Here is an 18,991-nt window from a genome sequence, read left to right as displayed (position 1 = left end):
CCGAAAGGGTCGAATGGTTTACGCTGTCGAGTACTTTGAGGATGGAAGGCGCATTCAGAAGCTGATCGGCACGGTGAATAAAATCAGTTTCAAGAAAGCTCGCAAACTCGCGGCAAAGCTCCTTTCGGAAAATCAGATCGCGGACCAGCCGGCACAAACCGAGACTTCGGCCAAGGAAACTCGAACTCAGACCGTGAAGCGCCAATCTGAGTCGTCCCTAACGAACGATAGGGTAGGTCAGCGACAAACCAAAGCGCTAGAAGCCACGAACTTCAGTACAAAAATCCCACGGAAGCTCGTTACCTTCGACGAATTGAAGGGGACCTACGACATGCCGCTTGGGCGGAGGCAGATCGATAGGCTCGAAGCCGCAGGCAAGTTTCCCAAGCGTGTGCGGATCGGGGAGCGCCGCGTAGCGTGGGTCGCCAGCGAAGTCGAAAGCTATGTAGAGCAACGGATCGCTGCGCGTGGCGCGCGCCCGTTCCGACAAGTCTAAAACCGTGCCCCCAAAGTGCCCCCAAGAAGAGATCGCGGGGGCACGGCATGCAGCAAAGCCAAAGAAGGTAATTATTTCAGTGGGTTGTTTGGTGAGCGCGCTGGGGCTCGAACCCAGGACCCCGTGATTAAAAGTCACGTGCTCTACCGGCTGAGCTACGCGCTCCCATGGCCGCTGATGGCTTCACAGAAATAGCCATCGTCTTCGGTCATTTGGAAAAGCATGTCTTGCCGCCACATCGACGCAAGCGTTGCGGAAAAACCGGCTGTTTCCGGATCATGCTTTCGGCCCGCGCTGTGTAGGGGGATGGGGCGCGGAGGTCAATAGCTCGGGTGGTTGCCGAACTTGAAGGCAACAGCGGGAATTCGCTCGCCGTTTCCAATGCTTGAGCCGGGATTTTCAACCCGAATGGCGGCCGTCATCCACGCCGAAGAAGCCGCGACGTCCGCCCACGGGACGGATGCCACGCTCGGAGCCCCGTCAGTTCGCTTCCCGCCGGACCTCGCTCGGCACCGGCACTTGCTGCGGCGTGCCGGCGGGGGTGGGTAGCGCGACCGGGCGCAAGCCGATCAGCTCGGCGGTGCGGATCGCGCTGTCGCGCCAGAACTGGAACGAGTTGATGCGGCTGAGCTCGAGGATGGCGATGGCGACCGCGGCCAGGAACGGCAGGCTCTGCAGCACCAGCACGCCGGCGAAGATGTAGATCTCCGTGATCTGGCGGTAGCTGTTGGAGGCCACCAGCACGCCGGCACCGATCAGGAGCAGGGCGCCGATCACGGCCTCCCAGAACGCCTGGAACTCGATCGACATCCTCGACAGGCCGCCCTTGGAGGTGCGCGCGAACGCGATGTGCTCGGTGATCAGTCCTTGCGCCACCGCGCGCGACACCGTCCACTGCACGCTCATCGCCGCGATCATCGCGCCCAGCATCTGGCCGGGCTTGATCGCGACGCGCGCGCGGTACATCGACAAGAAGTGTACGAGCGAGACGATGAAGGCGCCGATGATCGGCAGCGTCAGGATCTTGTCGGGGATGGCGATGTCGGCGAAGGCGACGATCGGCACCCAGACGAGGTTGAGCAGCGCCACGACGACGCCGAGGCTTTCGGCACCCAGCCAGTTCAGCCAGCCGAGGCCATATTCGCGCTTCTGGTCGGGCGTCAGCCGGCTCCGTCCGGGCAGGAAGTTCCGCCAGTGCTTCTTGACGATCTGGAGGCCGCCATAGGCCCAGCGGTGACGCTGCTTCTTGAAGGCCTCGTAGGTGTCGGGGAGCAGGCCCTGGCCGTAGCGGTGGTTGGTGTAGTGCGTGGTCCAGCCGAGCTGCTGGATCGAAAGGCCGAGATCGCTGTCCTCGCAGATCGTGTCGGACGACCAGCCGCCGGCCATGTCCATCGCGGCGCGGCGGATCAGGCACATCGTGCCGTGCACGATGATGGCGTTGGTCTCGTTGCGCTGGACCATGCCGATGTCGAAGAACCCGGCATATTCGCCGTTCATGATGTAGTGCATGATCGACAGGTCGCCGTCGCGATGTTCCTGCGGCGCCTGCACCAGGCCGACGCTGGGATCAGCGAACGCCGGCACGAGGTCCTTCAGCCAGTCGGGATCGACGACGTAGTCGGCATCGAGGATGCCGATGATCTCGGCGTCGACGGCGGTGCGGTCCATCGCGATGCGCAGCGCACCGGCCTTGAAGCCCTGCACCTTCTCGGCGTTGATGAACTTGAAGCGTTCACCGAGCGTGCGGCAATGATCCTGGATCGGCTGCCAGAAGGCAGGGTCCGGCGTGTTGTTGATGATGACGACACATTCGTAGTTCGGATAGTTCAGCCGCGACAGCGCATCGAGCGTCTGCTTGAGCATCTCGACCGGCTCGAAATAAGCGGGGATGTGGATCGAGACCTTCGGGCAATAATTCTCGGGCACGTCCTCGACCGGCTTGCCTTTCGTGAGCAGCCGCTGCGGCGGCCGGCCGAACGCGACGGCCGCGATCTCGTCGATGCGCGCCATCGCGATCAGCACGAGGGGAACAAGCAGGATCATGCCGAGCGTGAGCGCGAAGGCCGAGCCGAAGATGAAATAGTGCCCGTTCCAGAACGCGAACACGGTGGCAGCCCAGGCGCCGACGCCGTTGGCGGTGGCCGACAGCAGGAACGCCTGCTTCGCCGTCGGCTGCTGCAGCCGCAGGATTGGCAGCGACAGCAGGATACCGACGAGGAGCGCCACACCCATCAGCTTCCAATAATCGGGATTTTGCACCGGGCCGGTCCAGGCAAATTTCGGCTCGCGGCTGGCGTTGAGGATGCCCCAGTACGGACCGACGCCGCCTTCGAAGTATTTCCAGGGCTGATCGATGGCCTCGACGATGTTGTATTCCATGCCGATGGCGTCGGCGCGGCTGACGAAGTTGCGCAAGGTCAGTGCTTGCTGGAACGGACCGGGGTCGGCGTTGCGTAAATTGTAACCCGCGCTCGGCCAGCCGAATTCGGCGATCACGATGCGCTTGCCGGGGAACAGGTTGCGTAACAGATTGTAGCGGTCGACGGCCTGGTCGACCGCCTGATCCGAGCGGAAGTTTTCCCAATAGGGCAGCACGTGGGCGGCGATGAAGTCGACGTTGGAGCCGAGGTCGGGATTGTCGCGCCAGATGTTCCAGATCTCACCGGTCGTGACGGGTACGCGGACCGCGCCCTTGACCTTCTTGATCATCTCGATGAGGTCTTCGACCTTCTGCTCGCCGCGGTAGATCACCTCGTTGCCGACGACGACGCCGTTGACGTTGCTGTTCTTGCGCGCGAGCTCGATGGCGGCCTTGATCTCGCGCTCGTTGCGATCCTTGTCCTTGTCGATCCACGCGCCGACGGTGACCTTGAGGCCGAACTCCGCCGCGATCGGCGGCACCAGTTCCACGCCGCCCGTGGACGAATAAAGGCGGATCGCGCGCGTCATCGTCGACAGCGTCTTCAGGTCGGCGCGGATTTTCTCCACCGTCGGAATGTTGTCGATATCAGGATGAGCCGAGCCCTCGAACGGGGCATAGGAGACGCTGGGCAGCAGGCCCTTGAAGTCGGGCGCGGGTTCCTTGTCGCGCAAGACTCCCCAGAGGCCGGCGTGGAGCGCGGACACAAGCAACAGAACGGCGGCGACAACCCGCATCGCGGCTAAACCAAAAGGGGCTGAGGGGGCAGGGAAGCGGATCCGACCCCGAGATCCGACCAAGTCCGCGGCAAATGGAGCATACCTCTGCCGCGCGGTTTCACAACTGTCATCGCCTCATGACCGAATGAGGGCATGCACATTTCGAAATTCGCAGCAGTGCCAATTGCTTCTATCGCCGATCGTTCCTGAACGGAGGCTGAAACAATCGCGGCTATTTCGGGGGCGCCGGTGACGGGCTTGCCGCCGGCGAGGGGCTCGCCGCCGGCTGCGGCTGCGCATTGCCCGATGCGGGCGCGGCCGGCTGCGAGGCCGCGGCCGCCGCCTGCTGCGGCTGCGACGCCGGGTTGATCCAGCAAGCGTGCACACGGCTGTCCAGGGTTTCGGCGACCTTGGGATCGATCTGGCCGCCGAAGCGGGTCAGGCAGCGGAAGGCGGCCTGGATGTGGCCGCCGGGGCAGCCGAAACGGTCATAGAGGTCGAGATGGCGGAATGCGGTATCGAGGTCGTCCCGCCACATCAGCCGCACCACGCGGCGGCCGAGCCAGACGCATTCGGGGTTGCCGGCCGGGCCGCTGATGACCTGGGCTGCTTCGGCGAATTCGTCGGTGCGGCGCTGATTCTGAGCGGCATCCTTGGCCGTGTCGGCGGGCTGGGCGGCTGCCTTGCTCTGGTCGGGGGCGGGCGTGCCGCTCTGGGCGGAGGCCGCGCCGATACCCATCAGGCCGATACCCATCAGGATGACAAGGGAAGAAACGGCCAAGGTGGCGGCGAACTGCCGCAGGACCGCATTTCGTAACTCGAACACCCGTTGCCGCATGAATTCCCCAATATATCACTGACCGTCCGCGTCAGGACCTTCGCGGACGCGCTCGGTGATGGCGTCCAAATGGGTCTCCAATGCGGCGGAAAAGTCCTCCCCAGTCCATGGCCTGAATCTGGAATTTTGTCCAGCAAAGTCACGATCCTAGGCCTCGGTCGAACGGCCGCAGGTAAATTCCTCAGGGGAGGGATGGATCCATAACGGAGTCACCCCCTTGGCAGACGGCGTGCTAGCAGGTAATCGACGGCCCTTCGCGGAGGACGGAACCGATTTCTCTTCGTACGCCACTGGCGCTTCTGCTCGTTTCATTGGGTGCGATCGCTGCCGTGTGGTGGTGGCTTGCCACGCCGATCTCGCTCGCGCGCGCCCCGATCGATCCCGCCGACAAGGTCCAATGCGTCTCCTACGCGCCGTTCCGCGGCGAGCAGTCGCCGCTGAACGCATGGACTCATATCGAGGCCGATCAGATCGAGCAGGACCTGCGCCAGCTCAAGGAGATCACCGACTGCGTCCGCACCTATTCGATGGAGAACGGGCTCGACCAGGTGCCGGCGATCGCGGCCCGGATCGGCGGGCTGAAGGTGCTCCAGGGCATCTGGCTCTCCAGCAACCGCACCAAGAATTTCGAGCAGGCCGCGCTCGCCATTCGCCTTTCCAAGGATTTCCCCGGGATCATCACCAGCATCATCGTCGGCAACGAAGTGCTGCTGCGCGGCGAGATGACGACCGCGGACCTCGTCTCCATCATCCGCTCGGTGAAGGCGCAGGTCAGCGTGCCCGTCACCTATGCCGATGTCTGGGAGTTCTGGCTCAGGAATCGCGAGATCTATGACGCCGTCGACTTCGTCACGATCCACATCCTGCCCTATTGGGAAGACAATCCGGTGCGGGCCAAGTTCGCCGCCTCCCATGTCGAACAGATCCGCGAGCGCATGGCGGTCGCATTTCCCGGCAAGGAGATTTTGATCGGCGAAACCGGCTGGCCGAGCGAAGGGCGCATGCGAGATGGCGCGCTGCCGTCGCGCACCAACCAGGCGCGCGTGGTCTCGGAGATCCTGAGTCTGGCGAAAGCGCAGAAATTCCGCGTCAATCTGATCGAGTCCTACGACCAGCCGTGGAAGCGCAAACTGGAAGGCACCGTCGGCGGCTATTGGGGCCTCTATGACTCGGTGCGCCGTGGCCTGAAATATCCGCCGGGCGAGCCGATCAGCAATTTCCCGTACTGGAAATGGTACATGGCCGCCGGCATGGGCCTCTCCGTGCTGGTGTTCGCGGTCGCGGGCCTGACGTTGCGGCGCAGACCGTGGACGCCGCGCTTCTCGTCCTGGCTCGGCGTGGCGATCTCGGCAACCTCGGCCGGCATTCTGCTCGGGATCGGCGCCGACAAGATGTACTACGAGAGCTACGGCATCGGCGGCTGGCTGCTGTGGGGCGCGCTGCTCGCGGCTGGCATCCTGTCGCCGATCTTCTGCGCGCAGGCGATGGTGATCGGCCGCAGCCTTCCGACCTTCCTCGATCTGCTTGGTCCGCGCGAGGGCCGGAAATGGTCGAAGCTCACCGCCGTGCTCGGCTTGACGCTGGCAGTGACGGCGGTCATCGCGGCGCAGACCGCGCTCGGATTCGTGTTCGACCCGCGCTACAAGGATTTCCCTTACGCCGCGCTGACGATGGCGGTTGTGCCGTTTGCGCTGTTGATGCTGAACCGGCCGCAGATCGGCCAGCGTCCGATCGCGGAATCGGTCTTCGCCGGCGTGCTGACGCTGTCGGCGGCCTATGTGCTGTTCAACGAGGGCCGCGACAATTGGCAGTCGCTGTGGACCTGCGCGATCTATCTCTTGTTCGCGCTCACGCTGTGGCGGGCGCGGGCCGAGCAAATCCAAGAATGAGCAGGCCGATCGCCAGGCCCGACAGCACGACATTGTAGAGCACGATGCCAAGGCCCGCGGCGATGATGCCGGCGGTGAGCAGCACGATGGACGGCCGCATCAGGTTCAGCGTTGCCACCACCAGCGCGACGATGCCGAACACCGAATTCTTGAACAGCACGGTCGAGACCGAGCGCGCCTTGCAGACCAGGGTCTGAAGCCCGGCGTCGCAGGCGAGACCGACCTGCGAGTTTTCGATTCCGAGATAGCGCAGATAGAGCGCATAGCCGACGCTGGCGAAGCCGACGACGATTAGGAACTGCACCTGGTAGGGCGTGAGGCGGAAGGGCTTTTTTGTCATGGCGGCAATATGGTCGGGATGGTGGAACGGGGCAACAGGGGAGGCGCAAGTTTCTCGCGACCTGCGTGAGATCCTTCACCCATTACGCTGATGAATTGCCGCGAGGTAAGCTACCTTCTGAAGAACGACGACAGCGTCGATCCCGCCGACGCCGTCTCCGGCTTCGGCTGTGCGGCCGGCTGCGCCGCAGGAGCAGGCGCGGGCTCCTCGCGCTTCGACGAGCGTTTTGAGGAATAGCTGCGGCGATGCTTGTCCGGCTTGGCGGCCGGCGCGGGCGCCGGGGCGGTCTCGGCTTGCGGCACCGAGTCCTGGTTCTTGTCGGAGTTCTTCTCCTGAACCCTGTCTTGCGTCTTGTCTTGGGTCTTGTCTTGGGTCTTGTCTTGCCCCTTGTCCTGCTTCTTCTCTTGGCCGCCGCGCATTGACAGCCGCTGGCCGTCGAACACGGTGGTCTCGCAGTGGCGGTCGTTCTCGGCGAGGCCGGCGCAGAGTTTTGCTGCAGCCGCTGCATTGATCAGCGGACCGGCGCCGAGGCGGATCTGCATGCCAAGGCCGGTGTTGCCTTCCTTGATCATGATGATCGGCCGCAGCGCTGCGATTTCGGGATTGGATTTGGTGACCCCGCGCCACAGCGCGCGCAGGCCATCGAGCGAGTTGGCGCCACCGAGATCAATCGCAAAGCGCGTCTGCTGGACCGCGATCGCGGGAGCCTCGCTTTCGGCGGCCTCCGGCGGCTTGGCAGGTGCCGCGGCGACTTCGATCGGAGCGGGCGCCGGTTCTGGCTTCGTCTCGGCAGCCTTCTCGGTCGCCTTCTCTGCGGCCTCGGGCTGAACCAGTTTCGGGGCGGCCGGATCGGGCGGCGCCATGATCGATTTGGATGGGACCAACGGAAGCATCGGCAGTGCCGAATTCGTCGCCGGCGACTGCGCGACCAGCGAGGCCGCGGCCGCGCTCTGCGGCGGCGGACTCCACGGCTCCTTTGCGGCCTCGGCGCGCGGCCTGTCGTTGGCCGGAGCCGGTGTCGAGGCGACCTGCGCGATGCCGGGCGCCGGCGGGCCGATCAAGGCCGGCGCGTCCTGCGGCTTCGCAACGGACGCCTGCGGCGGCGTTGTCGTCTGCTTGGCGATGGCGCCGGTCACGGAATCGAGCCCTTGCTCCAGCACGGTGACGCGCGAATAGAGCCGGTCGCGATCGGTGTTCAGCGTCTCGATGGCGGAGGCGAGCCGGCGGGCCTCGTTCTGGCTCTCCTTGGTCAGGATCCGGAGCCGGTCGGCCTGGCGCGCGAGATCGGCGGATGCGACCTGGTCGCGCCGCCAGCCGAGCTGGGCCTGGTTGGCGAACACGGCAAGCACCACGGCGCCGACGGCCGTCACGCCCCATGAGCCCAGCCGCCACATCATGCCGCGATCGAACGAACTCTCCTCGGCCACAAGTCCGGAGAACAGCCCGCCGGTCTCCTTGGCGCCGAAGGCATCCGCCAGTGGGTCGGAATCCTTTGCCATGAACGTTAAGTGCCCAACCCCTGTCCGGCTTCCCCGAATCAATCAGGGAACATTAACAGGAAAAGCGTGTCGCACTTGAACTCCGGGCGTTTGCGGGGGTAGCAAGGCGATAGCTGATGAGGGCGGCCCGTCGCCCGCTGGCGCCGATTGATTCGGCCGATTGACAGGATTGCGATGACCGCCCGTTCCAGCCTCACGATCGTGCTCGCCGCCGGCGAAGGCACGCGTATGCGCTCACACCTGCCGAAAGTGCTGCATCCTGTCGCGCACCAGAGCTTGCTCGCCCACGTGCTCGCCGCGGCGCCCAAGGGAACCGGCACCTCGCTCGCGGTCGTGATCGGACCCGATCATCAGGCGGTGGCGGACGAAGCAAGGCGCATCCGTCCCGACGCGCTCACCTTCGTGCAACAGGAACGGCTCGGCACCGCACATGCGGTGCTGGCGGCGCGTGATGTCATTGCGCGGGGCGTGGATGATCTGCTGATTGCGTTCGGCGACACGCCGCTGATCTCGGCCGAGACCTTTGCGCGGCTGCGCGCGCCGCTGGCCAAAGGCGCCGCAATTGCCGCACTCGGCTTCCGCGCCGCCGATCCCACCGGCTATGGCCGCTTCATCGTCGAGGGCGACCGCCTGGTCGCGATCCGCGAGCAGGCCGATGCCAGCGCCGAGGAGCGCAAGATCGACCTGTGCAATGCCGGGGTTATGGCGATCGACGGGCATCGCGCGCTCGCGATCCTCGACAAGATCGGCAATGCGAATTCCAAGGGCGAATATTATCTGACCGACGCGGTCGGCATTATCAGCGAACAGGGATGGGATGCCGTGGTGATCGAAACCAGCGAGGACGAAGTGCGCGGCATCAACACCAAGGCGCAGCTCGCCGAGGCTGAAGGCGTGATGCAGGCGCGGTTGCGGAAAGTGGCGATGGAGTCCGGCGTCACGCTGATCGCGCCCGAAACCGTCTATCTCGCCGCGGATACCGTATTCGGCAAGGACGTGACGATCGAGCCCTTCGTGGTGATCGGCCCCGGCGTTTCGATCGGCGACGGCACGGTGGTCCATTCCTTCTCGCATATCGTCGAGACCAAGCTCGGCAAGAAGGTCTCGATCGGCCCCTATGCGCGGCTGCGGCCCGGCACCTCGCTCGGCGACGGCGCGCGCATCGGCAATTTTGTGGAGACCAAGGCCGCGACGCTGGAGGCCGGCGTCAAGGTCAACCATCTCTCCTACATCGGCGATGCCATCATCGGCGCTAATTCCAACATCGGCGCCGGCACCATCACCTGCAACTACGACGGCTTCAAGAAGCACAAGACGATCATCGGGCAGGGCGCCTTCGTCGGCACCAACTCCTCGCTGGTTGCACCGGTGATAATCGGCAACGGCGCCTATATCGGCTCGGGCTCCGTGATCACGCGCGACGTGCCTGATGACGCCATGGCGCTGGAGCGGAGCCCGCAGACCATCCGCGAAGGTGGTGCGGCGCGCTATCGCGAGATGAAGACGCGAGGGAATAAGCCGGCGAAATGAGCGCCGCTATTCGTCGTCGGCGAATTCGGAGAAGATCGCGCGCGTCAGGCGCCAGCCGCGCGGCTTGGCACGCTTCGCCGGCTCGCCGGCGACGTGCTTGATGAAGACGGGCTTGCTTTCCTTGCCGCGCTGGGGCGGCGGCCAATGCGCGAGGTGCGTGCCGGTGGTCTCGCTGGCGCGCACCGCCATCGATGACAGGCCTTTGCGGTTGGATGAGCCTTTCATGGCCTCTCTCCTTGGTACGCAAGGGTTGGCCAAATTTGTTGACAACAAGTTAACGCGCGCGGTTTAAGGCCCAGCCAGTTCGACGCAGGCGAGGCTCGGTCGCCGTCGGTGCTGTCTCAATCAGCAATAATTATTGAGTATCTGGTTCCTTAGGAACTTCGCTAAAAACTGAGCTGGTCGTTTAGGCGATTTTTCGACGATTTGGGGGATATTGATCCGCATGTGCGGGATTGTCGGCATTCTCGGGCGCCAGCCGGTTGCAGAGCAATTGGTGGATTCGCTCAAACGTCTTGAATATCGCGGCTATGATTCCGCGGGCGTCGCCACGCTCGAAGGCAAGCAGCTCGAGCGCCGCCGCGCCGAGGGCAAGCTGAAGAATCTGGAGAAGCGGCTGGAGGCCGAGCCGCTCAAGGGCACGACCGGAATCGGTCACACCCGCTGGGCCACCCACGGCAAGCCGACCGTGAACAATGCGCACCCGCACGCGACCGAGCGTGTCGCCGTGGTTCACAACGGCATCATCGAGAATTTCCGCGAGCTGCGCGAGGAGCTCGAAAAGAAAGGCACGGTGTTCCACACCCAGACCGACACCGAGATCGTGCTGCATCTCGTCGACGACCTGCTCACGCGCGGCAACAAGCCGGTGGAAGCGGTGAAATTGACGCTGGCGCGGCTGCGCGGCGCGTTCGCACTCGGCTTCATCTTCGCGGGCGAGGACGATTTGATGATCGGCGCGCGCAACGGTCCGCCGCTCGCGATCGGCTATGGTGACGGCGAGATGTATCTCGGCTCCGACGCCATCGCGCTCGGGCCGTTCACCGACACGATCAGCTATCTCGAGGACGGCGACTGGGTCGTGCTGACCCATACAAGCGCTTCGATCTTCGACAAGGACGGCCATGCCGTCCAGCGCGAGAAGACCAAGCACGCGGCCTCGACCTCGCTGGTCGACAAGGCCAATTACCGCCACTTCATGGCCAAGGAGATCCACGAGCAGCCGGAAGTGGTCGGCCACACGCTGGCACGCTATGTCGACATGGCGACCGAGCGGGTCTCGCTGCCGGTCAAGCTGCCGTTCGACTTCAAGAACATCCAGCGCATCAACATCACGGCTTGCGGCACTGCGAGCTACGCCGGCTTCGTCGCAAAATACTGGTTCGAGCGTTTCGCGCGCGTGCCGGTCGAGGTCGATGTCGCCTCCGAATTCCGCTACCGCGAGGCGCCCTTGCGCAAGGGTGATCTCGCCATCTTCATCTCGCAGTCGGGCGAGACCGCCGACACCTTGGCCGCGCTGCGCTACGCCAAGGCCCAAGGCGTGCACACGGTGGCCGTCGTCAACGTGCCGACCTCGACGATCGCGCGCGAAAGCGAGACCGTGCTGCAAACGCTGGCCGGCCCAGAGATCGGCGTCGCCTCGACCAAGGCGTTCACCTGCCAGCTCATGGTGCTGGCAAATCTTGCGATCGCGGCCGGCAAGGCCCGCGGCGAACTGACCGACGAGGACGAGACCAAGCTCGTTCACGGGCTCGTCGAAATCCCGCGTTTGATGTCGGATGCGCTCACCACCGAGCTCCAGATCGAGAAGCTCGCGCGCGAGATCGCGAAATCTCGCGACGTGCTCTATCTCGGTCGCGGCACCAGCTTCCCGCTCGCCCTCGAAGGGGCGTTGAAGCTGAAGGAGATCTCCTACATCCACGCCGAGGGCTATGCCGCCGGCGAGCTCAAGCACGGCCCGATCGCGCTGATCGACGAGACCATGCCTGTCGTCGTCATCGCGCCCTACGACCGGGTGTTCGAAAAGACCGTCTCCAACATGCAGGAGGTCGCCGCTCGCGGCGGCAAGATCATCCTGATGACCGACGCCAAAGGCGCGCAGGAGGCAACCGTCGAGTCCCTCGTCACCATCGTCATGCCCGATATGGCGGCGGCGTTCACGCCGATGGTCTATGCGGTCCCGGTTCAGCTGCTCGCCTATCATACGGCGGTCATCATGGGGACCGATGTCGACCAGCCGCGCAATCTCGCGAAATCCGTGACGGTGGAATAGGCAGAGGGGTCGAGTGCGGGACGCTTCGTGGTCTTCCAAAACCTGCTAGAAGACCCTAGCTTGGACGAAGCGACTGACTTGGAACCCGAATGAACCCCCGTGACGACGCGCCTGCGCCTCTTGATGCCGTGCCCGAGCCGCATACCGGCCTGATCGGCCGCTTCCGTAACTATTTCCTCACCGGCCTCATCGTGACGGGGCCGATTGCGATCACGCTGTATCTGGTCTGGTGGTTCGTCACCTGGGTCGATGGCGTGGTGCGGCCGTTCGTGCCGCTGGCCTATCGGCCCGAGACTTATCTGCCCTATGTCATTCCCGGCTGGGGGCTGATCGTCGCATTCTTCACGTTGACGCTGGTCGGCTTCCTCGCGGCCAATTTGATCGGCCGGACACTGGTCGATGTCGGCGAGACCTTCCTCGGCCGCATCCCGGCGGTACGCGCCATCTACCGCGGCCTGAAGCAGGTGTTCGAGACGCTGTTCTCGGGCAAGGGCTCGAGCTTCCGCAAGGTCGGCCTGGTTGAGTTTCCCTCGCCGGGCATGTGGTCGATCGTGCTGATCTCGCAAGCGCCGAACGAGGACGTCTCCCGCAGCCTGCCGGGTCAGGAGGAGCACGTCTCGGTGTTCCTGCCGTGCTCGCCGAACCCGACGACCGGCTTCTTCTTCTATGTGCCCAAGAGCAAGATCGTCGAGGTCGACATGAGCACCGAGGATGCCGCGACGCTGATCATGTCGGCCGGCGTCGTGCAGCCGGGCTCAGCGCCCGATTCGAAGAAGGCAGCGGCGCTGGCGGGCATGGCGAATGCCGCGCGTATTGCCAACGCCTCGGCGGCGGTGCAGCCCCAGCCTGCGAAGGTGGAGTAGGGCCATTCCCCTGCGGGATGGCCGCCGTTCACGCGGGCGTCTCGTCCTCTGCTAGTCTCCGATTGAACTGAGCGCGTTGCTCGGGCTTCGATCTGGAGTGCACGATGTCCAAAACTATTGCGATCCTCGCGCCCGGTGCCATGGGCAGTGCCGTGGCCCGCCGTCTCGGCGAGCACGGTGCGCGTGTGCTGACGTCGTTGAGAGGGCGGAGCGAAGCGACGCGCAAACGCGCCACGGATGCCGGCATGATCGGCGCCGAGGACGACGCGATCGCGGACGCCGACATCATCCTGTCGATCGTGCCGCCGGGCGAAGCCGTGGCGCTCGCCGAGCGGCTGGCCGGGCTGATCGTCCGGCGCGAGAAGAAGCCGGTCGTGGTCGATTGCAATGCCGTCAACGTCGATACCGTGATGAGGATCGAGGAGATCATCGGCTCGGCACAGGCGCCGTTCGTCGATGCCGGCATCATCGGGTTCCCGCCCCAGCCCGGTGGCAAGAGCCCGGCCTTCTACATGTCGGGCGAGCACGCCAAGGATGTCGCCGTGCTGAAGGATTTCGGGCTCGACGTGCGGATCGTCGAAGGGCCGGTCGGTGCCGCGTCCGCGCTGAAAATGTCCTATGCCGGGATCGTCAAGGGCCTCGCCGGGATCGGCGCGGCGATGGTGGTCGCGGCAACGAAAGCGGGGGCTGCGGATGCGCTGCGCGACGAACTCGCACTCAGCCAGCCCGCGGTTCTGGCCCGGCTCGAAGTCGCGCTGCCGGACATGATTCCGAAAGCCTATCGCTGGGTCGCGGAGATGCGGGAGATTTCCGGCTTCCTCGGCCCCGATCATCCGGCGAGCCAGGTTTACGAAGGCTTTGCGCGCTGGTTCGAGCACCTCGCCGAGGATGCGAAAGGCGAGGCGGCGGATACCGACCTGATGAAGGCATTCGCCGCGCGCATCGCGCAGAAGAAATCCTGATCGTCCGGTCTCACGTCACCGCCATCCATCATGTGCCGTGCAGCGAATCCAGAAACCCCTGGATGTCTCGATCGCGTCTCAAGCGCACGACCGGAACGTCAGCGCCATACTGCATACGCTCGGCCTCGATGACAGGCGCGCGCTCGGTGTCGTAGCGCCACGCCTCGCGCATCAATTTCCAGTCGAACTGCTCGGGGCACCCCTCCGGGAGATCAGGCCGGGCCTTGTCGCGATCGAAGGCGGATCGCAGGAGAATGCGCCACTGGCAGAGCCAGCGCGGGCGGTCGATGACGACCAGCGTATCGGCGCGCGCGAGCGTGAGATCGAAGGCAAGTCCCGAGAAGCTGCCGTCGACAACCCATGCGTCGCCCGCGATCGCCTCGGTAACCCGTGCTCGGAAGTTCGGTTTGTCGGATGGCTTCCATCCCGGCCGCCAGTAGAGCACGTCGAGATGCACCACCGGCAGCGCGAGCTTTTGCCCGAGATTTCGGGAGAGGCTCGTCTTTCCGCTACCCTGACAGCCTACAACGATGATCCGGCGCATCGTCGTAGGGTTCCATAAAGTCGGGCGAAGGGAAAGAGGAGGCCTCCGAACGCGCCTTATTACCTGGCATGTAATTGAGCCCATCTGCAGCCTGGCTACTGTCCCGGTCATTCACCCGACAGGAAGCATTCCATCAAGCCTCCTGTCGCGTGTGTGTCGGTGCATGAGGAGAGAGCTATGCAAGTCGTGTTTACGAAGAAGGAGCCGCCGCAATGGCTGCTCGACATGTGGCGGGAGATCGACAACAAGACCTTCGGACCAGGCTTCGACTGTTTTACGGAAGATGCCGTTTGCAACCTCGGCGTCGCCGATTGGAAGGGGCGCGAGGCGATCCGCGGCAATCTGAAGGCCTTCATCGACACCGGATTCACCGCGCTCCATCACATCACCGAATATTGGGACGCGGGGTCGCTGAAGGTGTTTCGGGGTGTCGTGGACATGACACCCGATGATCCCTCAATGAAGACGGTTCATCCCACGATGACGCACTTCTTCTACATGGACGAGAGGAACGACACCAAGGTACGGCACTGGGTCGGTGCCGTGGGGCCGGTCGCCTTCGGTTGATCGCCACGAACCTGCTACCATCGGCGGTGGTGCCTCGGACAAGCCGACGTACCGCCGCCGATGCGCGTTGACGATGCCGCACATCGACAGGAAGGATCAGTCGGCCATGAAAGCGACGGCCAGTGCCCTCAAGACGCGCGCCAGTTCCGCGGGCGCGCTGCTGCGTCAATGGCGGGACATTCGCGGCAAGACGCAGCTCGACCTGTCCTTCGACGCCGGCGTCTCGCAGAAGCACATCAGCTTCGTCGAGAGCGGCCGCAGCGTTCCGAGCCGCCAGATGCTGCTCGACCTTGCGCAAGCCCTCGACGTGCCCTTGCGCGAACGCAACGAGCTGCTGCTGGCCGCCGGCTATGCGCCGTCCTATTCCGAGCCCGCGCTCGAGGCGCCCGGCATGACGAGCATCAACCGTGCCCTGCAACGCATGCTGCGTCAGCACGAGCCGTTTCCCGCCATCGTCATGGACCGGTACTGGAACGTGCTGATGACCAATGAGGCCGCGCCGCTTCTGTTCAATTGCTTCATCGACATGTCCGCACGGCCGGCGCCACGAAACCTGCTGCATCTTATGTTCGATCCGGAGGGCATGCGCCCTTTTATCGCGAACTGGCCGCAGACCGCACGCGGGCTGCTGGCGCGGGTGTATCGCGAGGCAGTCGGACACGTGGTTGACATCAGGACGAAGGCGTTGCTGGAGGAGCTGTCGCAATACCCCGGGGTGAAGCCGGAATGGCGTGCGCCGTCGGCATCCGATGCGATGCCGATGATCCCGTTGTCCTTCGTCAAGGACGGTGTGACGCTGGACTACTTCTCCCTGATCACGACGGTTGGAACGCCGCAGACGGTGACGGCGGAGGAGCTGCGGCTCGAGTGCATGTTCCCCGCCAACGAGGGGACCGAAGCCGAGCACGGCAGGTTCTTGCGCGCGCACGCCGGTTGAGGAGACGTCGCGAGGCTCATCTGTTATTGTTTCAGCGAAAGCGGTCACTCCGCAATGGGAGTTCGAATGAGAGTGCTTGTGATCGGCGCGGGAGCGCTCGGAGGCTACTACGGAGCGCGCCTGGTCCGAGCCGGCGGCGACGTGAACTTTCTGGTGCGGGCCGGGCGTGCGGAGCAATTGCGGCGGAATGGATTGCAGGTCGTGAGCCCGCAGGGCGATTTCGCCGTGCAGCCGAAGATCATCCTGGCCAACGACCTCAAGGAAACGTTCGACGTCGTGCTCGTCGGGGTGAAATCCTACTCGCTCGACGATGCGATGGCCCAGTTTGCCCCGGCCGTTGGCGCCCACACGATGATTTTTCCGATCCTCAACGGGCTGAAACATGTCGACGCCCTGACGGCGCGGTTCGGCGCCGCTCAGGTTCTCGGCGGGCTCGCGAACGTCAGTGCCGGGCTCGATGCGGATGGTCGCGTCGTTCAGTTCATGGCCAATCAGACCATCGTCTTCGGCGAAGTCGGGGGGTCGTTGAGCGAGCGTGTGCTCGCCCTGGAGACGCTGCTGCACGTGCCCGGTATCGACGTGCGCGCCAGCGAAGCGATCATGCAGGACATGTGGGAGAAATTCGTCCAGCTCTCGACGCTCGCCGGCATCACCTGCCTGATGCGTGCAAGCATCGGAGACATTCTGGCCGTTCCGAACGGCGAGCAATCCATCTTCCGCCTGTTTGCCGAATGCTGCGCCGTCGCCACGGCCTCGGGTTTTGAGCCGCGAGCGCCTTTCATCGAGTTTGACCGGAAGCTGTTCACGACCCCGGATTCCCCGCTCAAGGCCTCGATGCTGCGTGATATCGAGCGCGGCTCGGTCACCGAGGCGGAGCATATCCTCGGCGATATGGCCAACCGGGCTCGTGCACTCGGCATCGACACGCCCCTGCTGGATCTCGCCCGGGCGCATGTGGCGGCTTATGAGATTGGGCGGCAACGAGCGGCCAGCTAACCCGCTCCGATCAGCGGGATCGCTTCATCCCGCTCATACAGATACAGCAGGCAGCGCAGTGCCTCGCCGCGCTCGCCCTTGAGTTTTGGATCGTCCTTCAGGATGCGCAGCGCCTCGTCGCGGGCCTGCGTGATGAGCTGGCCGTGCACCTCCGAGCGGGCGATGCGGTAGCCGGGCAGGCCGCTCTGGCGCACGCCGAGCACATCGCCTTCGCCGCGCAGCTTCAGATCTTCCTCGGCGATCCGAAAGCCGTCGGTGGTCTCGCGGATCACCTTCAGCCGTGCTTTCGACATCTCGCCGAGCGGCTCGGAGTAGAGCAGCAGACAGGTCGAGGCCTCCGAGCCGCGCCCGATGCGGCCGCGCAATTGATGAAGCTGGGCGAGGCCAAAGCGTTCGGCGTTCTCGATCACCATGATGGTCGCCGCCGGCACGTCGACACCGACCTCGACCACGGTGGTCGCGACCAGCAGACCGATCTCGTGGGCGGCGAACTGGCCCATGACGCGGTCCTTCTCGGTGCCCTTCATCTGGCCGTGGACGAGGCCGACACGGTCGCCGAAACGCTTTTGCAGGGTTTCGAAGCGCTTGGTCGCATTGGTCAGGTGCTCGGTACCCTCGGCCTCGGATTCCTCGACCAGCGGGCAGATCCAGTAGACCAGCTTGCCGGATTCGAGCGCGCGGCCGATGCTGTCGGTGACCTCGCCGAGGCGGCTCATCGATATGGTGCGAGTTTCGATCGGCTGGCGGCCGGCCGGCTTCTCCCTGAGCTCGCTGATGTCCATGTCGCCGAAATAGGTCAGCACCAGCGTGCGCGGAATCGGCGTGGCGCTCAGCACCAGCACGTCGACGGCCTCGCCCTTTGCCGTCAGCGCCAGCCGCTCGCGCACGCCAAAACGATGCTGCTCGTCGACGACGGCGAGGGCGAGATCGCTAAAGATCACGTCGTCCTGGATCAGCGCATGGGTGCCGACGAGCAGGTCGATCTCGCCGGCTTCGAGTTGTGCCAGCAGGTCACGCCGCTCCTTGCCCTTTTCGCGGCCGGTGAGGATCGCGACCCGCATGCCCGCGCGCTCGGCGAGCGGCGCGATGGTCTTGATATGCTGACGAGCCAGAATTTCGGTCGGCGCCATCAAGGCGGCCTGCTTGCCGACCTCAGTGACGGCAGCGGCGGCCAGCAGCGCGACCACGGTCTTGCCGGAGCCGACGTCGCCCTGGAGCAGGCGCAACATGCGCACCGGCTGTTGTAGATCATTGGCGATGGCGGCTGCTGCGTCGCGCTGGGAGGTTGTCAGCGCATAGGGCAGGGCATCGATGATTTTGTTGCGGAGGTGCCCGTCGCCGGCGTTGCGCACACCGGCCGGGCGTCGCAATTGGGCGCGGATCAGGGCAAGCGCAAGTTGCCCGGCCAGGAGTTCGTCGAAGGCGAGGCGCGACCAGAACGGCTGGTCGGGCAGAATGTCGGTGAGCTCGACCGGCTGGTGCACGCGGGTGAGCGCCTCGGCGATCGGCGGGAAGCCGCAGCGGCGCAGCACCTCCGGGCTGATCCATTCCGGCAGTGCCGGGAGCTTCTGCAGCGCCTGCGCGACCGCACGGCGCAGCGAGCCGAGTGCAAGGCCCTCGGTCAAGGGATAGACGGGATCGATGCCGGAGAGTTTGGAAATCGCCTCCTCGTCCAGCACCCGGTCGGGATGCACGATCTGCGGGACGGCGTCGTACATCTGGAGCGTGCCGGAGACGAAGCGCTTCTCGCCGATCGGCAGCAGCTTCTCGACATAGCCGGGCTTTGCGCGGAAGAACGTCAGCACGACGTCGCCGGTGTCGTCGCTGGCGTAAACGAGGTAGGGCGCGCGCGCATTGCGCGGCGGGGGCGGGCGGTGGCGGTCGACCGTGACCTCCAGCGTCACCATGGTTCCCTGCACGGCGTCGCGGATCTTCGGCCGGGCGCGACGGTCGATCACCTGGCTCGGCAAATGCAGCAACAGATCGACCAGCCGCGGCGTCTCATTGCGGCTGAGCAGATATTGCAGCAGCTTGTTCTGCTTCGGACCGACGCCGGGCAGGCTGGTCACGGGGGCAAACAGCGGGTTGAGCAGGCTGGGGCGCATCAGGCGAATCTAGGA

Annotated in this window: 16 protein-coding genes and 1 tRNA gene; 9 read left to right on the top strand and 8 right to left on the bottom strand. The window is 64.6% G+C overall.

Annotation, left to right across the window (positions count from 1 at the left end):
- The first annotated feature begins 13 nt into the window (after positions 1 to 13).
- A complete protein-coding gene (locus IVB13_RS01545; protein WP_247398626.1) occupies positions 14 to 496 on the top strand; it encodes an AlpA family phage regulatory protein in 483 nt (160 codons plus the stop codon).
- A gap of 89 nt (positions 497 to 585) precedes the next feature.
- Here the strand turns inward: IVB13_RS01545 and IVB13_RS01540 are convergent.
- The 3 genes from IVB13_RS01540 to IVB13_RS01530 form a co-directional block, all read right to left on the bottom strand.
- Positions 586 to 661, bottom strand: a tRNA-Lys gene (locus tag IVB13_RS01540).
- A 315-nt stretch (positions 662 to 976) separates the two neighbouring features.
- Positions 977 to 3,652: a glycosyltransferase gene (locus tag IVB13_RS01535; RefSeq protein ID WP_018457949.1), complete on the bottom strand. Its 2,676-nt coding sequence runs from the start codon at positions 3,650 to 3,652 to the stop codon at positions 977 to 979.
- A 214-nt stretch (positions 3,653 to 3,866) separates the two neighbouring features.
- Entirely contained in the window at positions 3,867 to 4,472 is a 606-nt protein-coding gene (locus IVB13_RS01530) for a beta-1,3-glucan biosynthesis protein (protein ID WP_018457948.1), read from the bottom strand.
- 329 nt (positions 4,473 to 4,801) lie between these two features.
- On the opposite strand from IVB13_RS01530, the gene IVB13_RS01525 reads away from it, so the two are divergent.
- The gene (locus IVB13_RS01525) at positions 4,802 to 6,361 is read left to right on the top strand and encodes a beta-1,6-glucan synthase (protein ID WP_039800292.1); all 1,560 of its coding nucleotides are present in this window, start codon (positions 4,802 to 4,804) and stop codon (positions 6,359 to 6,361) included.
- On the opposite strand, the gene IVB13_RS01520 is transcribed toward IVB13_RS01525, so the two are convergent.
- Positions 6,321 to 6,701 (bottom strand): hypothetical protein, encoded by a 381-nt coding sequence (locus IVB13_RS01520; RefSeq protein ID WP_018457946.1) that lies wholly within the window; start codon positions 6,699 to 6,701, stop codon positions 6,321 to 6,323. The two genes, IVB13_RS01525 and IVB13_RS01520, sit on opposite strands and share 41 nt — an antisense overlap.
- 110 nt (positions 6,702 to 6,811) lie before the next feature.
- Entirely contained in the window at positions 6,812 to 8,200 is a 1,389-nt protein-coding gene (locus tag IVB13_RS01515; RefSeq protein ID WP_247336719.1) for a hypothetical protein, read from the bottom strand.
- 174 nt (positions 8,201 to 8,374) lie between these two features.
- On the opposite strand from IVB13_RS01515, the gene glmU reads away from it, so the two are divergent.
- Positions 8,375 to 9,730: a bifunctional UDP-N-acetylglucosamine diphosphorylase/glucosamine-1-phosphate N-acetyltransferase GlmU gene (gene glmU / locus IVB13_RS01510; protein ID WP_018457944.1), complete on the top strand. Its 1,356-nt coding sequence runs from the start codon at positions 8,375 to 8,377 to the stop codon at positions 9,728 to 9,730.
- A 6-nt stretch (positions 9,731 to 9,736) separates the two neighbouring features.
- On the opposite strand, the gene IVB13_RS01505 is transcribed toward glmU, so the two are convergent.
- Positions 9,737 to 9,955 carry a hypothetical protein gene (locus IVB13_RS01505; protein WP_018457943.1) on the bottom strand — a complete coding sequence of 73 codons (219 nt, stop codon included), beginning with the start codon at positions 9,953 to 9,955 and terminating at the stop codon, positions 9,737 to 9,739.
- Positions 9,956 to 10,175: 220 nt separating this feature from the next.
- Between IVB13_RS01505 and glmS the strand changes: the two genes are divergently transcribed.
- The 3 genes from glmS (at position 10,176) to IVB13_RS01490 (ending at position 13,827) form a co-directional block, all read left to right on the top strand.
- Positions 10,176 to 12,002, top strand: a complete 1,827-nt coding sequence (glmS, locus tag IVB13_RS01500; RefSeq protein ID WP_018457942.1) for a glutamine--fructose-6-phosphate transaminase (isomerizing) — start codon at positions 10,176 to 10,178, stop codon at positions 12,000 to 12,002.
- A gap of 89 nt (positions 12,003 to 12,091) precedes the next feature.
- Positions 12,092 to 12,865 carry a DUF502 domain-containing protein gene (locus tag IVB13_RS01495; RefSeq protein WP_018457941.1) on the top strand — a complete coding sequence of 258 codons (774 nt, stop codon included), beginning with the start codon at positions 12,092 to 12,094 and terminating at the stop codon, positions 12,863 to 12,865.
- 104 nt (positions 12,866 to 12,969) lie between these two features.
- A complete protein-coding gene (locus IVB13_RS01490) occupies positions 12,970 to 13,827 on the top strand; it encodes an NAD(P)-dependent oxidoreductase (protein WP_026233464.1) in 858 nt (285 codons plus the stop codon).
- 28 nt (positions 13,828 to 13,855) lie between these two features.
- Here IVB13_RS01490 and IVB13_RS01485 read toward each other — a convergent pair whose 3' ends face one another.
- A complete protein-coding gene (locus tag IVB13_RS01485; RefSeq protein ID WP_018457939.1) occupies positions 13,856 to 14,371 on the bottom strand; it encodes an adenylate kinase in 516 nt (171 codons plus the stop codon).
- A gap of 177 nt (positions 14,372 to 14,548) precedes the next feature.
- On the opposite strand from IVB13_RS01485, the gene IVB13_RS01480 reads away from it, so the two are divergent.
- The 3 genes from IVB13_RS01480 to panE all read left to right on the top strand — a co-directional run bounded on the left by IVB13_RS01480 (position 14,549) and on the right by panE (position 16,871).
- Positions 14,549 to 14,938, top strand: a complete 390-nt coding sequence (locus tag IVB13_RS01480; protein ID WP_018457938.1) for a hypothetical protein — start codon at positions 14,549 to 14,551, stop codon at positions 14,936 to 14,938.
- A gap of 106 nt (positions 14,939 to 15,044) precedes the next feature.
- Positions 15,045 to 15,875 (top strand): helix-turn-helix transcriptional regulator, encoded by an 831-nt coding sequence (locus IVB13_RS01475; RefSeq protein ID WP_026233463.1) that lies wholly within the window; start codon positions 15,045 to 15,047, stop codon positions 15,873 to 15,875.
- 66 nt (positions 15,876 to 15,941) lie between these two features.
- Positions 15,942 to 16,871: a 2-dehydropantoate 2-reductase gene (gene panE, locus IVB13_RS01470; protein WP_247487461.1), complete on the top strand. Its 930-nt coding sequence runs from the start codon at positions 15,942 to 15,944 to the stop codon at positions 16,869 to 16,871.
- Here the strand turns inward: panE and recG are convergent.
- Positions 16,868 to 18,976: an ATP-dependent DNA helicase RecG gene (gene recG / locus IVB13_RS01465; RefSeq protein WP_247487459.1), complete on the bottom strand. Its 2,109-nt coding sequence runs from the start codon at positions 18,974 to 18,976 to the stop codon at positions 16,868 to 16,870. The two genes, panE and recG, sit on opposite strands and share 4 nt — an antisense overlap.
- Between the last annotated feature and the right edge of the window lie 15 nt (positions 18,977 to 18,991).

It is taken from the genome of Bradyrhizobium sp. 17 (assembly GCF_023073515.1).
Lineage (GTDB): Bacteria > Pseudomonadota > Alphaproteobacteria > Rhizobiales > Xanthobacteraceae > Bradyrhizobium > Bradyrhizobium canariense_D.
This window is presented reverse-complemented; position numbering and strand designations above follow the sequence as displayed.

Bases quoted from the DNA above. Each gene is read 5' to 3' on its own strand.
- IVB13_RS01545 (WP_247398626.1), top strand. From the start codon at position 14: ATGGTTTACGCTGTCGAGTACTTTGAGGATGGAAGGCGCATTCAGAAG.
- IVB13_RS01535 (WP_018457949.1), bottom strand. From the start codon at position 3,652: ATGCGGGTTGTCGCCGCCGTTCTGTTGCTTGTGTCCGCGCTCCACGCC.
- IVB13_RS01530 (WP_018457948.1), bottom strand. From the start codon at position 4,472: ATGCGGCAACGGGTGTTCGAGTTACGAAATGCGGTCCTGCGGCAGTTC.
- IVB13_RS01520 (WP_018457946.1), bottom strand. From the start codon at position 6,701: ATGACAAAAAAGCCCTTCCGCCTCACGCCCTACCAGGTGCAGTTCCTA.
- IVB13_RS01515 (WP_247336719.1), bottom strand. From the start codon at position 8,200: ATGGCAAAGGATTCCGACCCACTGGCGGATGCCTTCGGCGCCAAGGAG.
- glmU (WP_018457944.1), top strand. From the start codon at position 8,375: ATGACCGCCCGTTCCAGCCTCACGATCGTGCTCGCCGCCGGCGAAGGC.
- IVB13_RS01505 (WP_018457943.1), bottom strand. From the start codon at position 9,955: ATGAAAGGCTCATCCAACCGCAAAGGCCTGTCATCGATGGCGGTGCGC.
- glmS (WP_018457942.1), top strand. From the start codon at position 10,176: ATGTGCGGGATTGTCGGCATTCTCGGGCGCCAGCCGGTTGCAGAGCAA.
- IVB13_RS01495 (WP_018457941.1), top strand. From the start codon at position 12,092: ATGAACCCCCGTGACGACGCGCCTGCGCCTCTTGATGCCGTGCCCGAG.
- IVB13_RS01490 (WP_026233464.1), top strand. From the start codon at position 12,970: ATGTCCAAAACTATTGCGATCCTCGCGCCCGGTGCCATGGGCAGTGCC.
- IVB13_RS01485 (WP_018457939.1), bottom strand. From the start codon at position 14,371: ATGCGCCGGATCATCGTTGTAGGCTGTCAGGGTAGCGGAAAGACGAGC.
- IVB13_RS01480 (WP_018457938.1), top strand. From the start codon at position 14,549: ATGCAAGTCGTGTTTACGAAGAAGGAGCCGCCGCAATGGCTGCTCGAC.
- IVB13_RS01475 (WP_026233463.1), top strand. From the start codon at position 15,045: ATGAAAGCGACGGCCAGTGCCCTCAAGACGCGCGCCAGTTCCGCGGGC.
- panE (WP_247487461.1), top strand. From the start codon at position 15,942: ATGAGAGTGCTTGTGATCGGCGCGGGAGCGCTCGGAGGCTACTACGGA.
- recG (WP_247487459.1), bottom strand. From the start codon at position 18,976: ATGCGCCCCAGCCTGCTCAACCCGCTGTTTGCCCCCGTGACCAGCCTG.